This is a genomic window from Mesorhizobium sp. M1D.F.Ca.ET.231.01.1.1, from assembly GCF_003999155.2.
Lineage (GTDB): Bacteria > Pseudomonadota > Alphaproteobacteria > Rhizobiales > Rhizobiaceae > Mesorhizobium.
In genome coordinates, this window is the sequence record NZ_RZOZ02000008.1 from 194,509 (window position 1) to 208,013 (window position 13,505).

At 66.5% G+C, this 13,505-nt stretch carries 16 protein-coding genes; 8 read left to right on the forward strand and 8 right to left on the reverse strand.

Annotation, left to right across the window (positions count from 1 at the left end; genetic code table 11):
- Positions 1 to 203: 203 nt before the first annotated feature.
- Positions 204 to 887, reverse strand: coding sequence for a response regulator transcription factor (locus EN874_RS21670; RefSeq protein WP_126086915.1), 684 nt, complete (start codon positions 885 to 887; stop codon positions 204 to 206).
- Between the two features lie 83 nt (positions 888 to 970).
- Here EN874_RS21670 and EN874_RS21675 point away from each other — a divergent pair, with 83 nt between their 5' ends.
- The gene (locus EN874_RS21675; protein WP_127427193.1) at positions 971 to 1,567 is read left to right on the forward strand and encodes a L,D-transpeptidase; all 597 of its coding nucleotides are present in this window, start codon (positions 971 to 973) and stop codon (positions 1,565 to 1,567) included.
- Positions 1,568 to 1,652: 85 nt separating this feature from the next.
- Here EN874_RS21675 and EN874_RS21680 read toward each other — a convergent pair whose 3' ends face one another.
- Positions 1,653 to 1,907 (reverse strand): hypothetical protein, encoded by a 255-nt coding sequence (locus tag EN874_RS21680; protein ID WP_127427194.1) that lies wholly within the window; start codon positions 1,905 to 1,907, stop codon positions 1,653 to 1,655.
- Positions 1,908 to 2,037: 130 nt separating this feature from the next.
- On the opposite strand from EN874_RS21680, the gene gcvA reads away from it, so the two are divergent.
- Entirely contained in the window at positions 2,038 to 2,964 is a 927-nt protein-coding gene (gcvA, locus tag EN874_RS21685; RefSeq protein WP_127427195.1) for a transcriptional regulator GcvA, read from the forward strand.
- Positions 2,965 to 3,001: 37 nt separating this feature from the next.
- Here gcvA and EN874_RS21690 read toward each other — a convergent pair whose 3' ends face one another.
- The 6 genes from EN874_RS21690 to tsaD all read right to left on the reverse strand — a co-directional run bounded on the left by EN874_RS21690 (position 3,002) and on the right by tsaD (position 7,201).
- A complete protein-coding gene (locus EN874_RS21690) occupies positions 3,002 to 3,427 on the reverse strand; it encodes a DUF1761 domain-containing protein (RefSeq protein WP_127427196.1) in 426 nt (141 codons plus the stop codon).
- A gap of 49 nt (positions 3,428 to 3,476) precedes the next feature.
- The gene (locus EN874_RS21695; protein ID WP_127427197.1) at positions 3,477 to 4,148 is read right to left on the reverse strand and encodes a methyltransferase; all 672 of its coding nucleotides are present in this window, start codon (positions 4,146 to 4,148) and stop codon (positions 3,477 to 3,479) included.
- On the reverse strand, positions 4,145 to 4,570 hold the full coding sequence (locus EN874_RS21700; protein ID WP_127427198.1) for an EVE domain-containing protein: 426 nt from the start codon (positions 4,568 to 4,570) through the stop codon (positions 4,145 to 4,147). The genes EN874_RS21695 and EN874_RS21700 overlap by 4 nt, the downstream gene beginning before the upstream one ends.
- 220 nt (positions 4,571 to 4,790) lie before the next feature.
- Positions 4,791 to 5,087 (reverse strand): YciI-like protein, encoded by a 297-nt coding sequence (locus EN874_RS21705; protein WP_127427199.1) that lies wholly within the window; start codon positions 5,085 to 5,087, stop codon positions 4,791 to 4,793.
- Positions 5,088 to 5,105: 18 nt separating this feature from the next.
- Entirely contained in the window at positions 5,106 to 6,119 is a 1,014-nt protein-coding gene (locus EN874_RS21710; protein ID WP_127427200.1) for an NAD(P)H-dependent glycerol-3-phosphate dehydrogenase, read from the reverse strand.
- Positions 6,116 to 7,201, reverse strand: a complete 1,086-nt coding sequence (tsaD, locus tag EN874_RS21715) for a tRNA (adenosine(37)-N6)-threonylcarbamoyltransferase complex transferase subunit TsaD (protein WP_189394128.1) — start codon at positions 7,199 to 7,201, stop codon at positions 6,116 to 6,118. Before tsaD ends, EN874_RS21710 begins: the two co-directional genes overlap by 4 nt.
- Positions 7,202 to 7,424: 223 nt before the next feature.
- Here tsaD and hemC point away from each other — a divergent pair, with 223 nt between their 5' ends.
- From hemC to EN874_RS21745, 6 genes are all read left to right on the forward strand, one after another.
- On the forward strand, positions 7,425 to 8,351 hold the full coding sequence (gene hemC / locus EN874_RS21720) for a hydroxymethylbilane synthase (RefSeq protein WP_127427202.1): 927 nt from the start codon (positions 7,425 to 7,427) through the stop codon (positions 8,349 to 8,351).
- Between the two features lies 1 nt (position 8,352).
- The gene (locus tag EN874_RS21725; protein WP_127427203.1) at positions 8,353 to 9,063 is read left to right on the forward strand and encodes a uroporphyrinogen-III synthase; all 711 of its coding nucleotides are present in this window, start codon (positions 8,353 to 8,355) and stop codon (positions 9,061 to 9,063) included.
- A 99-nt stretch (positions 9,064 to 9,162) separates the two neighbouring features.
- Entirely contained in the window at positions 9,163 to 10,635 is a 1,473-nt protein-coding gene (locus EN874_RS21730) for a COG4223 family protein (protein WP_127427204.1), read from the forward strand.
- A gap of 10 nt (positions 10,636 to 10,645) precedes the next feature.
- On the forward strand, positions 10,646 to 12,217 hold the full coding sequence (locus EN874_RS21735; RefSeq protein WP_127427205.1) for a heme biosynthesis protein HemY: 1,572 nt from the start codon (positions 10,646 to 10,648) through the stop codon (positions 12,215 to 12,217).
- A gap of 32 nt (positions 12,218 to 12,249) precedes the next feature.
- Positions 12,250 to 12,729 (forward strand): TerB family tellurite resistance protein, encoded by a 480-nt coding sequence (locus EN874_RS21740; protein ID WP_127427206.1) that lies wholly within the window; start codon positions 12,250 to 12,252, stop codon positions 12,727 to 12,729.
- A 14-nt stretch (positions 12,730 to 12,743) separates the two neighbouring features.
- Positions 12,744 to 13,460 carry a glutamine amidotransferase gene (locus EN874_RS21745; RefSeq protein ID WP_127427207.1) on the forward strand — a complete coding sequence of 239 codons (717 nt, stop codon included), beginning with the start codon at positions 12,744 to 12,746 and terminating at the stop codon, positions 13,458 to 13,460.
- Positions 13,461 to 13,505: the final 45 nt, after the last annotated feature.

Here is a 13,505-nt window from a genome sequence, read left to right on the forward strand (position 1 = left end):
GCGTCGCGTCCCTTCGGATGCGCGCACTCCAACCTTCCAATCGCGCATCGTGCGATGCGTCCGGCAAGCCGATCCATCACCCTCCAGCACCAGGATCGCACCCGAAGCGGTCCCGCCCGACCGCTCAGTCTGTCTGTTTCGACGCAATTCCGGACGGAAAACCGCCTCACACTTTCCTGGAATTGCTCTAGATCATGAAATGTTTAAGGAACCAGCTTGTAGCCGCCGCTTTCTGTCACAAGAATTTCGGCATTGGAAGGATCGCGCTCAATCTTCTGGCGCAGCCGGTAGACATGGGTTTCAAGCGTATGCGTGGTGACGCCTGAATTGTAGCCCCACACCTCTTCCAGGAGCACGTCGCGCGTTACCACTTTCTGGTCGGCGCGGTAGAGATATTTGATGATCGAGGCCTCCTTTTCGGTCAGCCGCACCTTGGCGCCGCGCGAATCGATCAGAAGCTTCTGGCTGGGCTTGAACGTGTAGGGGCCGACCGAGAAAGTGGCGTCCTCGCTCTGCTCGTGCTGGCGCAGTTGCGCACGGACGCGCGCCAGGAGCACGGCGAAGCGGAAGGGCTTGGTGACATAGTCGTTGGCGCCGGCCTCGAGCCCCAGGATCGTGTCGGAATCGGTGTCGTGGCCGGTCAGCATGATGATCGGCGCCTTGTAGCCGCCCTTGCGCAGGATCTTCACCGCCTCGCGGCCGTCCATGTCGGGCAGTCCGACATCCATGATCAGCAGGTCGACGAGGCCGCCGCGCGCCGCGGCGACGCCTTTTGCGGCGGTGGATTCCTGCTGGACGTCGAATTCTTCGTAAAGCGCCAGTTGCTCGACGAGGGTGGCTCGCAGGTCGTCGTCGTCGTCAACGATCAGAATGGTCCGTGATGTCATGATCAATCCGTTGTTTTAAAAAGAATATTCAGTTGACCTCCCCCCATTTATGCGGAAGCTCACCGGCGCAACAGCCGATCACAGTGATTTGTTCCGTGAGACAATCATACAAGAAAAAACGCGCGCGCAATGAGGCAGGCGCATTTTTGCCGAAGGGTCTGCATGTCCTGGTTGTGCGTGCGAGGCCAGGCAACCCTGCGCAGGGGTTGCTGCAAGCCGGCAAAACGGTGTTTCCCTGCGCGCTCGGGCGCGGCGGCATCTCCGCCGGCAAGCGCGAAGGCGACGGCGCGACGCCGCTGGCCGCGATGCGCATATTGTCAGGCTATTTCCGCAACGACCAGTTTCCCGGCGGGCGCCGGACCAGGCTGGCGATGGCGCCGATCGGGCCGGACCTCGGCTGGTGCGAGGTGCCGGACGACCGCAACTACAACCGGCCGGTGAAGATCCCCTATGGCGCCAGCCATGAACGGATGCGTCGGGACGACCGGCTCTACGATGCCTGCCTGGTGCTGGACTGGAACGTCGCGCCGCGCCGTCGCGGGCGCGGCAGCGCGATCTTTTTCCATCTGGCGCGCCCGGGCTTCACGCCGACGCAAGGCTGCGTCGCGGTCACGGCGCGCACCATGGCGAGGCTGCTGCCGCTGTTGTCGGATCGCACGGTGGTGAGGGTGGTGAGGTAGGGGAGTAGGGGAGTAGGGGAGTAGGGGAGTAGGGGAGTAGGGGAGCGGGTACTGCCTTTCCCTACTGCCCTATTGCCTTGGTCCCTTATCGACGCGGCTGCTGCCAGCCCGTATCCAGCAACCCGATCCGGCCAAGCTCGCGGTCCATCGCCTTTGAGACGTCCCGGCGCTCGCCGCCGATGTCGCGCAGCTGGCGGTCGGAGAGATCCTCGACCGCATCGTGGGGAAGCCGGACGGCGACTCGAGCCTGGCGCAGCCAGTCGATCGTGGCGCGCAGCCAAAGGGCTACACCGGAGCGGGGGTTCAAGGCGGTCTTGGGCTTGAGAACGATCTCGGTCATGGCTTCACCCGTGTTCTCCGGACGTCAAATCCGGTTTGATAGTGTTTCGATGACGCCATCATGCCGGATTGAAAAATAAACGAGAAACGAGTAGTTCTTGTTCGATCATAAAGTTTTATTTGGAGATCGGATGTCCCGCCTGCTGCCCGGAACGCGCGCGTTGAGGACTTTCGAGGCGGCGGCCAGGCATCTCAATTTCACCCGCGCCGCCGATGAGCTCGGCCTGACGCCGGCGGCGGTCAGTCATCAGATCAAGGAAATCGAGGATCAGCTCGACCTGGTGCTGTTCACGCGCACCAGCCGCACCATCCGGCTGACCGAAGCGGGCAATGTGCTTCACGAGGCCTCGGTCGATGCGCTCGACCTGCTTGGCCGTGCCGTCAGCCGCGCGCGCAAGATGAGCAGGGGCACGGCGCTGCTCAAGATCACGCTCGACGCGCAGTTCGCCACAAAATGGCTGATGCGGCGCGTCGACGATTTCCGTAGGCAGCGGCCGGGGATCGAGCTCCGCTTCGACATCACCTCCAAGCTGCGCGAGTTCGAACGTGACGATGTCGATGTCGGGATCCGTTTCGGCGCCGGCAAATATCCGGGACTATGCGCTGACCGGCTGTTCGAGAACGTCATCATTCCCGTTTGCAGTCCGGCTCTGCTGCGGGCCGGACCGCCGCTAAAGGAGCCGCGCGACCTTTTCCGTCACACGCTCGCCCATATCGAATGGGCCCGTCAGGGTATCACATGGCCGAACTGGCGCATGTGGATGGCGGCGGCCGGCGTCGATGATTTCGACGACAGCCGGACCATCGTGTTCGACACCTCGACAGATGTCGTCCAGGCGGCACTCGACGGCATTGCCGTCGCGCTTGCCGATTTCGCCATGGTCGCCAAGGATCTGTCCGAGGGCAGGCTGATCCGGCCCTTCGAGCTCGGCATCAAGGTCGCGCCGGAGTTCGCCTACTTCCTGGTCTATCCGGAAGCGATGAAGGATGACGCGCGGATCATTGCCTTCCGCGATTGGCTGCTCGATGAGGTGGCGAAGGACGAAGGGGCGGAGTAGCGATGCTGCGGATCGCTTCGCACTTTCTGACGTCACTTTAGCCCGCAGGAGCCGCCGGCGCGCCGAACCAGCCGATCACCACGCCGATGATGATGAGCACGCCCAGCCAATGGCCGGCGTCGATCAGCGTCAGGTCCCAGCCGAAACCTTCATAGCGGTGGTTGACCGAAAGCGTGGTGGCGACGAAGCCCAGCCAGAGAACGAAACCGAAGATCACACCAGCGAGCGGATTGGGCTCGCCGCCGGTGATCGCGCCGACCACCAGCGTCATGACCAGCGCCATGATCAGCTCCGCGATGAAGCTGATGATGAACGGAGCGACAGAGCGCTTCATGGTTGCCGGGTCGAGCTTTGCCGCTCTGAGCCAAGGCTTGCTCAAGCCCGTATACCAGACAGCACCGAACAGCCACGCCACGACGGCGGCGACGATCACCGCCAGCCAGTTCACCGTTGAGAAATCCATGAGTACCCTCCCGAATGGCAGCCGATGGAATCCCTGTTCGCCGGCGGCGTCAAGCGGGGAGAGCGGGATCCCACCGCCAGACGGTCGTGCGCTTGACCTCGGCATCCTCCAGCACTCGCGTCACCGGCACCTGGTAGACGGCGAGCGATCGCAGCCCCTTCTTCGGCAGGTAGGCTCGGCCGGGATCGCCGACGAGGATCTCGGCGCCGCGCGCTTTCAGGCTGCTGAACCACGGCGCCAGCCTGTCCGCCAGCGGCTTGTCGTAGAAGACGTCGCCGGCGAGCACGACGTCCCAGCCGTCATCCGTACCGATGCAGTCGGCATCCAGGAAATCGGCCTTCACGCCATTGGCTTCCAGGTTGAGCGTGATCACCGTTTGGCAAAAAGGGTCGATATCGGCGGCGATCACTTGCGCCGCGCCGGCCTTCAAGGCGGCGATCGCGACCATGCCGGAGCCGGAAGCGAAATCGAGCACGCTTTTTCCCCGCACCATCGCCGGATGGTCGAGCAGATAGCGGGCGAGGCCCTGGCCGCCGGCCCAGGCGAAGGCCCAGAAGGGCGGCGGCAGGCCGATCTCGGCCAGCTCCACCTCGGTGCGCAGCCACAAATCATGCGCATCGTCGGCCAGGTGCAGCAGCACTTCCGGCACATGCGGCGGCGCCATCAGCGCCGTGTTATCGAGGATGAAAGTCTTTGCGCTTTTGGGCGAGAGCCGGGTCACGGCGCCGGGCTGAGATCGGCCATGCGGCAGACCTCTTTCCACTCTGCCGGCGTCACCGGCTGCACGGAAAGCCGGCCAAGCCGGACCAGCGCCATGTCGGCCAGCTTCGGATTGGCCTTGACCTGTTCCAGCGTCACCGGCTTCGGCACGTCTTCGAAAGCACGGATATCGACGCATTCCCAGCGCGGATCGTCGGTGGTGGTGTCGGGATGGGCGAGCGCGCAGACCTCGGCGATGCCGACGATGTCGAGGCCCTCGTTGGAGTGATAGAAGAAGCCGAGATCGCCGATCTGCATCGCCTTCATGTTGTTGCGTGCGGCGTAGTTGCGCACACCGTCCCACTGCGTGCCGGCCTTGCCTTTCGCCTTCAGCGCCTCGAAGGAAAAGACCGAGGGTTCGGACTTGAACAGCCAGTAGTTCATCTCAGTTGTCCTGTTGCCGTTGTCGGTGAGTCATTATTCAGCGCTGGCGCTGCCCCTCACCCTACCCTCTCCCCGTGAGGACGGGGAGAGGGGGTCGCCAGCGTTGGAGCTTCTCCCTTCTCCCCGTTCTTACGGAGAGAAGATGCCGGTCCACCCTCCGCAGCTGCAGCGCAGCTGCTGCGGAGGACGGGCAGGCGGATGAGGGCAGCGCAAACGAACCTCATTCGGCCGCGGGCTTCTGGAAGACCCAGTTCCACGCTCGGATTTCGACGCTCTCGAACAGGCCGGCCTTGGCATAGGGGTCGGCGGCCGCCAGAGCTTGCGCGCCGGCCATGTCAGGCGCTTCGATCATCACCAGGCTGCCGTCGGGCTTGCCGTCTTTGTCGAGAAACGGGCCGGCAAAGGCAAGTTTCCCCTCGCTGATCAGGCCTTCCAGGAACGCCGCATGCGCCGGCCGCGTGTCGACACGCAGCTGCAGGCTGCCGGGCTTGTCCTTGCAAATCAACGCGAACAGCATGTCTAAAACTCCGATGCTTCAGATGTCGGTTTCGGTTTTGAGCGGCCGCGTCATCAGCGTGGTCACCGCCTGGCCGATGGTCACCTTGCGATCCAGGATGGCGGCGACGGCCGAAATGATCGGCGCCTCGATTTGGCGCTCGGCGGCGATGCGGGCGGCAATGCCGGCCGTCGGCACACCTTCGGCGAGCGGCAGGCCGGCGAGCGGCTTGCCCTGGCCCAGCGCCAGGCCATAGGCGAAGTTGCGCGACTGCGCCGAGGAACAGGTGAGCAGCAAGTCGCCGAGGCCGGAAAGCCCCATCAGCGTCTCCGGCCTGGCGCCGAAGGCCGCGCCGATGCGGCGCAGTTCGACGAAGCCGCGCGTCACCATGGCGGCCTGGGCGCTGGCGCCGAGCCGGGCGCCGGTGACGGCGCCGGCTGCGATGGCGAAGACGTTCTTCAGCGCGCCGCCGATCTCGACGCCGATCAGGTCGTCGCTGGAATAGCAGCGCAGGTTCTCGGCCGAAAAGCGGGCGGCGAGCTCCGCCGCCAGTTGCCCGTCCCGGGCGGCAACCACGACGGCCGTCGGCAGGCCGCGCGCCACATCGCTGGCAAAACTCGGACCGGAAAGTGCCGCGACAGGATTGCCCGGCAGGTTTTCCTCCACGATCGCCGACAGCAGCGCGCCGGTATCGCGCTCGATGCCCTTGGCGCAGAGGACCAGCGGCACGCCGTTCGGCACATGGCCGCCGGCCGTGGCCAGCACCGCGCGCAGCGATTGCGCCGGCGTCACCGCCAGCACGCAATTCGCACCGTCGAGCGCCGCGGCGACATCGCTGGTGGCGACGATGCCCGGCTCGATCGCGATGCCGGGCAGATAGCGTGGGTTTTCGCCACGATCGATCGCGGCGACGGTTTCGGCATCGCGCGCATAGAGGCGCACGAAATGGCCGGCGCGCAGCATGGCCAGCGCCAGTGCCGTGCCCCAGGCGCCGCCGCCGAGCACCGCAACGCGCCATCCGCTCGCAGGTCTTCTTTCGCCGCTCTCGGTCATGCCTTGGCACCGCGCCGGCCGGAGCCGACCAAAGGAGCCGAAATGCTGTCCAGCGGCCAGCGCGAGCGCGGCACGAAGTCGGCGGCATTCTCGCCGACGATCCCGGCGCGCAGCCGCTCGATGCCGGCCCAGGCGATCATCGCGGCATTGTCGGTGCAGAGCTTCTGCGGCGGCGCCACGAATGCAAAGCCGGCTTCGGAGCACAGGGCTTCGAGCGTCGCCTTGATCGTCCGGTTGGCGGCGACACCGCCGGCGACGACCAGCGCGGGGTTCGCCTTGTCGGGAAATTCCTTATGGAAACGGGCGAGCGCGCGGGCGACACGGTCGCCCAGCGCATCGGCCACCGCCGCCTGGAAGGAGGCGCAGATGTCGGCGACATCCTGGTCGCTGAGCGGCGCGATCGCCGTCGCCGCCTGGCGCACGGCGGTCTTCAGGCCGGAGAAGGAGAAATCCGGCTGCGCGGCACCTTTCATCGGACGCGGAAAGGCAAAGCGGCTCGCATCGCCGCTTACCGCCGCCTTCTCGACATTCGGTCCGCCCGGATAGGGCAGGCCGAGCATCTTGGCCGTCTTGTCGAAGGCCTCGCCCAGCGCGTCGTCGATGGTCGTCGCCCAGCGCTGGTAGTCGCCGACGCCGCGCACCGCGACGATCTGGGTGTGGCCGCCTGAGACCAGCAAAAGCAGATAAGGGAAATCCAGCCCATCGGTCAGCCTGGCGGTCAGCGCATGGCCTTCGAGGTGATTGATGGCAATCAACGGCTTGTTGGCGGCGGCGGCGATCGCCTTGGCGGTCATCAGCCCGACGATCAGTCCGCCGACAAGGCCGGGCCCGGCGGTCGCGGCAATCGCATCGACCTCGTCCAGCGAAACCGCCGAATCGGTCAGTGCTGCCGCGACGATGCCGTCCAGCGCCTCGACATGGGCGCGCGCGGCGATCTCGGGCACGACGCCGCCGAAGGCCGCGTGTTCCTCGATCTGGCTCAGCACGATGTTGGACAGGATTTCGGGCGCGGAGCCGCCGTCCAGCGCCACCACGCTGGCCGCCGTCTCGTCGCAGCTCGTCTCAATGCCCAGAACGCGGATCAATTCGTCGCTGTCCTCGAAGATTGTGTCTCAGGCCTTTCCTATATAGGAGGTCAGTCGGTATTCAGGTGATGCCGGCCTGCAAAAGGCGGTTTCTGCGCTTCCGCTGCTCACGTACCAAAAGTACGCTGCGCTCGGCTCTCGAAACCCACCAATGTCGGCGCGGCCTGACCTGAATCTCGGCAGACCTCAAAGCCGCCTGGGGTATCACGGACCGCGCGCCATGCAAACAACCTTGAAAATCGGAACACGCGGCAGCCCGCTGGCGCTGGCCCAGGCGCATGAGACGCGGGCGCGGCTGATGAAGGCGCACGGCCTTCCCGAGCAGGCTTTCGAGGTGGTGCCGATCTCGACCAGCGGCGACCGCATCCAGGACAGGCCGCTTTCGGAAGCCGGCGGCAAGGGCCTGTTCACCAAGGAAATCGAGGAAGCCCTGCTCGATGGCCGCATCGACATCGCGGTGCATTCGTCGAAGGACATGCCGACGGTGCTGCCCGCAGGGCTGGAGCTCGCCACCTTCCTGCCGCGCGAGGACGCGCGCGACGCCTTCATCGGCAAGGCGGTGAAGCGGATCGCCGATCTGCCGCACGGCGCGACGATCGGGTCTTCGTCGCTGCGGCGCCAGGCGCTGATCCGCCGGATGCGGCCGGACCTCGACGTGGTGATGTTCCGCGGCAATGTGCAGACGAGACTGCGCAAGCTGGACGAAGGCGTCGCCGAGGGCACCATCCTCGCCTGTGCCGGGCTGAAGCGGCTCGGGCTCGAGAGCGTCATCACCGATTTGATGCCGCTGGATGTTTTCCCGCCGGCGCCTGGCCAGGGCGCGATCGGCATCGAAAGCCGCATCGGCGACGGCCCGGTGGCAAAAATGCTGGCGGCCATCCACGATGTGCCGACCGGTCAGGCATTGGCCTGCGAGCGCGCCTTCCTCGCCGCGCTCGACGGCTCCTGCCGCATGCCGATCGCCGGCCACGCGACCATATCGGGCGAAAAACTGGCTTTCGCCGGGCTGATCATCTCGCCCGACGGCACCGAGTCGCATGAGGTCCGGCTGGACGGCCCGGCTCGGGACGCGGCGAAAATTGGCGCAGAGGCTGCACGGACGGTGCGCGCCAAGGCCGGCGCCAAATTCTTCGAGGGTTGGGCCTGACATGATCCGCGTCCTGGTGACGAGGCCGGAGCCGGGCGCCTCGCGTACGGCCCGAAGGCTTGAAGCCCAGGGATTTCAGCCCATCCTGCTGCCGCTGACCGAAACGGCGGCGCTGCCGGTCGAGGCCAGCGTCTTTCCCGCCGCAGCGGTCGCCGTCACCAGCGCCAACGCGGTTCGTCTCGCGCCGGCGAAACTGGTCGCGGCGCTTGCCGCCTTGCCTTGCCACGCGGTCGGGAAAAGGACCGCCGAAGCCTGCCGAACGGCTGGATTTACGTCCGTCTCCGAAGGCCCCGGCGACGCCGAGGCGCTGGCCGGTGCGATAGCCGACAGGCTCGCAGGCAAGGATATGATCTATCTTTGCGGCCGTGTGCGCTTTCCAGTGTTCGAGGAACGGCTTGCGGCGGCGGGGATGCGCGTTCGGCCTGTCGAGACTTACGACACCGTCGAACTGGAGTACAGCGATGCCGACGTCATTGCCCGATTGTCGGGCGTGCCGGTCGAGGCGGTGCTGCTCTATTCAGCCAAGGCGGCCGCTGCGACGATTAGGCTGATTATGCGCCCAACGCTGCGGCATCTCTTTGAAAGGACGGAGTTTTTAACCCTTTCGGCGCGTGTCGCCAAGGCATTGGACGGGGTCGGCCGGCAAAAGGTCCGCATTGCCTCGCAACCCGACGAGGACGGGCTGCTGGCGCTTTTGTCGCTGCCGCGCTGAGCCACGTCATCACACCGCCCCTTTTCACCGCTTGGTGATGTGCTAGAGCATCCCCTAGACCCTTCGAACCATCCACAAGCCAGTTCGCGGAGCCCAAGCATGGTCAAGACGCCGAAGACGCGACATTCGAGGAGCCGCCGCGAGCCGGTGACGATCGAGCTCGAGCCCGGCGCCGTCTCGCGAATCGCCGATGAGGATGCCGCCAAGGACGAGGCCAACCCGCAACAGACCGACGAGGCGAAGGCGGAGGAAGCGGCCGACGCCTCGCAGCCGGAAGCTCCGGAGGAACCGATCCATGCGGAGCAGGCTGACATCGAGCCGTGGGAACACGCCGATGCGGCGCAGGCCGGGGTCGATGGACCCGAGGCCAAGATCAAGGACGAGGCTGAAGCGCCGTATCCGGGCGGTGAAGAGGCTGCGAAAAGCGAGCCAAAGAGCTTCGGCTACAATTTCGAGGATGCGTCGGCGGCCAAGACCAGTTCTGCCGCCGCCGCGCCGAAACCGGGCGAGACCCGGAGCGACGATCGCGGCTCGCCGGCCGCCAGGCGCTCTGGGGTCAACATGATTGCCGCCGGCGTCATCGGCGGCGTGATCGCCCTTGCCGGCGCCGGTCTCCTGCAGGCGGTCGGCCTGCTCGGCTCTCCGGCCTCGGGCGGACGGTCGCTCGACGGCGTCAATGGCGAGATCGCTTCGCTTAAGGGCGAGATCGCGGCGCTGAAGGAGGCGGGCGATGCCGGCGGCTCGGCCAAGGTCGACGGCCTGTCCTCGGCGCTCGACCAGGTGAAGTCGGATATCGCGGCGCTGAAATCGTCGGCCGGGCAAAGGGGCGACGGCACCGCGCTCAAGGCGCTCAACGACAAGCTCGGCCAGATAGAGACGGCAGTCGCCGACCTGCAGAAGGCCGGCAGCGCCGCTCCCGTCGATCTCGGACCGCTCAACGAGAAGCTCGCCGGGCTCGACGCGCTGGTGAAATCGGCCGGCGACGCGGCGAAGGCCGAAGACGGCCGGATCGCGGCGCTGGAACAGTCGGTGCAGCAGCTCTCCGGCAAGGTCGAGGCGCAGGCCTCGCAGCCGAAGATCGCGCTGGCGATTGCCGCTTCGGCGCTGAAGGCGGCGCTCGATCGCGGCGCGCCCTTTGCGACCGAGCTCGATACGTTCGCCGCGATCGCGCCGGACGCGCCCGAGCTTGGCGTTCTGCGCGGCTATGCGGAAAAAGGCGTGCCGACCCGCGCCACGATCGCCTCGGAAGCCGATGCCGCTGCCAATGCCATGGTCGAGGCGGCGACGCCGGTCGACCAGAATGCCGGCTTCTTCCAGAGCCTGGTGTCGAGCGCCGAATCGCTGGTCAAGGTGCGGCCGGTCGGCGCCGTCGAAGGCAAGGGCGCGCCCGAAACGGTGGCGCGCATGGAGGTGGCGGTCAACCAGGGCGACTATGCCAAGGCGCTCGGCGAATACGACACGTTGCCCGACGCGGCGAAAGCGGCCGGCGCCGATTTTGCCGGCAAACTGAAGGCGCGGCTCGAGGTCGAAAAGCAGATCGAAGCGCTGATTGCCGGCGCGACGAAGGCGTGAGGACCATCCGATGATCCGCATCCTCATCTTCCTTGCCGTCGTCTTCGCGCTGGGGCTGGGCTTCGCCTGGCTGGCCGACCGTCCGGGCGAGATGCTCGTCACGTTCAACGGCTACCAGTACCAGGTCACGCTGATGGTGGCGGCGGTGGCGATCGTCGCCGTGGTCGCCGCGGTGATGATCGCGTGGTGGCTGATCAAGTCGCTGTGGAACAGCCCTTATACGATCTCGCGCTATTTCAGGGTGCGCCGCCGCGACCGCGGCTACCAGGCGCTGTCGACCGGCATGATCGCCGCCGGCGCCGGCGACGGCGCGTTGGCGCGCAAGAAGACCAAGGAGGCTGCCAAGCTGATCAGCTCCGACCAGGAGCCGCTGATCAACCTGCTCGACGCGCAGGCCTCGCTGCTCGAAGGCGACCATGAAGGCGCGCGGGAAAAGTTCGAGCGCATGCTCGACGATCCGGAGATGCGGCTGCTCGGCCTGCGCGGTCTCTATCTCGAAGCCGAGCGGCTGGGCGACCGCAACGCCGCGCGCCATTATGCCGGGCGTGCCGCGGCGGTGGCGCCGCAGCTCGCCTGGGCGGCGGAATCGACGCTGGAGGAACTGACCGAGCGTGGCGACTGGGACGGCGCCCTGAAGCTGGTCGAGGCGCAGAAATCGACCCGGCAGATCGAGCGCGACGCCGCCAACCGCCGCCGCGCCGTGCTGCTCACGGCCAAGGCGCAGGCGCTGGTCGACAGCGATCCGAATGCCGCCCGGACCGCGGCGCTGGAAGCCAACAAGCTGGCGCCCGATTTCGCGCCGGCCGCGGTGATCGCGGCCAATATGCTTTTCCGGCAAAACGATGTGCGCAAGGGGTCCAAGATCCTGGAGACGGCCTGGCGGGCCGAGCCGCATCCGGACCTCGCCGAGCTCTACACCCATGCGAGGCCGGGCGATGCCGTGCTCGACCGCCTCAACCGGGCGAAGAAGCTGCAGGAGATGAAGAAGAACCACGCCGAATCGTCGCTTGTAGTGGCGCGCGCCGCGCTCGACGCGCAGGATTTCGCCACCGCCAGGCGCGAGGCGGAAGCCGCGATCCGCATGGACCGTCGCGAGGGCGCCTATCTGTTGCTGGCCGACATCGAGGAGGCCGAAACCGGCGACCAGGGCAAGGTGCGGCAGCTTTTGTCGAAGGCCGTGCGCGCGCCGCGCGATCCGGCATGGGTCGCCGACGGCGTCGTCTCCGAGCGCTGGGCGCCGGTGTCGCCGATCACCGGCAAGCTGGACGCCTTCACCTGGCGCGCGCCGATGGAGCGGCTGGGGCAGCTGATCGACAGCGAGATCGACGCCGCCATTCCCGCCATCCCCGCCGCCGCGCCCGCTGCCCCGGATGAAGACAAGACGATCGATATCGCGCCTGACGGCACAGCCGAGAAGCCGGCCGCCGCGGCTGCGAACGGGGAACAGAAGGACGGGGCCGTCGCCGCTGCCGACGACATTGCGGGCGAGCAGGCGCCGGAGCCGCCGCGCTTGCCGGATGATCCCGGGGTGACGCCGGAAGACGAGGCGGAAAAAACGCCGCGCCGGTTTCGTTTGTTCTGAGGCCCGGGTCTGGCGGACAGGGAATGGTTTAGATGTTCGAACGTGTGCTGTCGTTCTTGAGGGATTTGCCAGCCGGCGGCGGGGCCAAGCCGAACGCCGACGATCCGCGCGTCGCGGCCTCGGCGCTGCTCTACCATGTGATGAACGCCGACGGCGTGCGCCAGGATGTCGAGTGGGAGCGGTTCAAGGAGATCCTCGCCGAGACCTATTCGATCAGCGGCGACGAGCTCGACGCATTGGCGGCCGCCGGCGAGCGCGCCGACAACGAGGCGATCGACCTCTATGCCTTCACCAGCGTGCTCAAGCGCCATCTCGATGCCGAGGCGCGCAAGGCCTTCATTGGCCTGATGTGGGAGGTCGTCTATGCCGACGGCGAGTTGCACGAGCTGGAAGACAACACCGTCTGGCGCGTCGCCGAACTGATCGGCGTCGAGCGCCAGGACCGGATCGAGGCGCGCCGCAAGGCGGCGGCCGAAGCGCCCGGCGCGCGCGGAACCTCGAGCGACGAATAGGATTTCGCCTGCCCATGCCACCCGGACCGCGGCCGAGACCAAAGATCCTGATCGTGCTGCATCAGGAGACTTCGAGCCCCGGCCGGGTCGGCCACATGCTTCTGGAAGAAGGCTTCGATCTCGACATCCGCCGGCCGCCGCTTGGCGACGAATTGCCGGGCACGCTGGACGGCCATGCCGGGGCGGTCATCTTCGGCGGGCCGATGAGCGCCAATGACGGGGATGAGTTCGTCCGGCGCGAGACCGACTGGCTCGAAATCCCGCTCAGGGAGAACCGGCCCTTCCTCGGCATCTGCCTCGGCGCGCAGATGCTTGCCAACCATCTCGGCGGCAAGGTCGACGGCCATGACGAAGGGCTGGTCGAGATCGGCTGGTATCCGCTGAAGGCGACCGAGGCCGGCAAGAAGCTGCTGCACTGGCCGGAGATGGTCTACCAGTTCCACCGCGAGGGCTTTTCGCTGCCCAAGGAGGCGACGCTGCTGGCGACGGCGGAGACCTATCCCAACCAGGCCTTCCGCTATGGCGACAATGCCTGGGGCATCCAGTTCCATGGCGAACTGACCCGGGTGATGATGCAGCGCTGGGTTGTGCGCGGCGCGCATCGCTTCGAATTGCCCGGTGCGCAGCCAGGCCGCGACCACCTCGGCGGCCGGCTGATCTGGGACATGCACCTCAAGCGCTGGTTGGGCGAGTTTCTGGGGCTGATTTTTGGCAGGCCGGCGGTGGGTTAGAGCAAAACCCAATTGCTTTGGGTGGCTGGACAACTTCGCATAGTC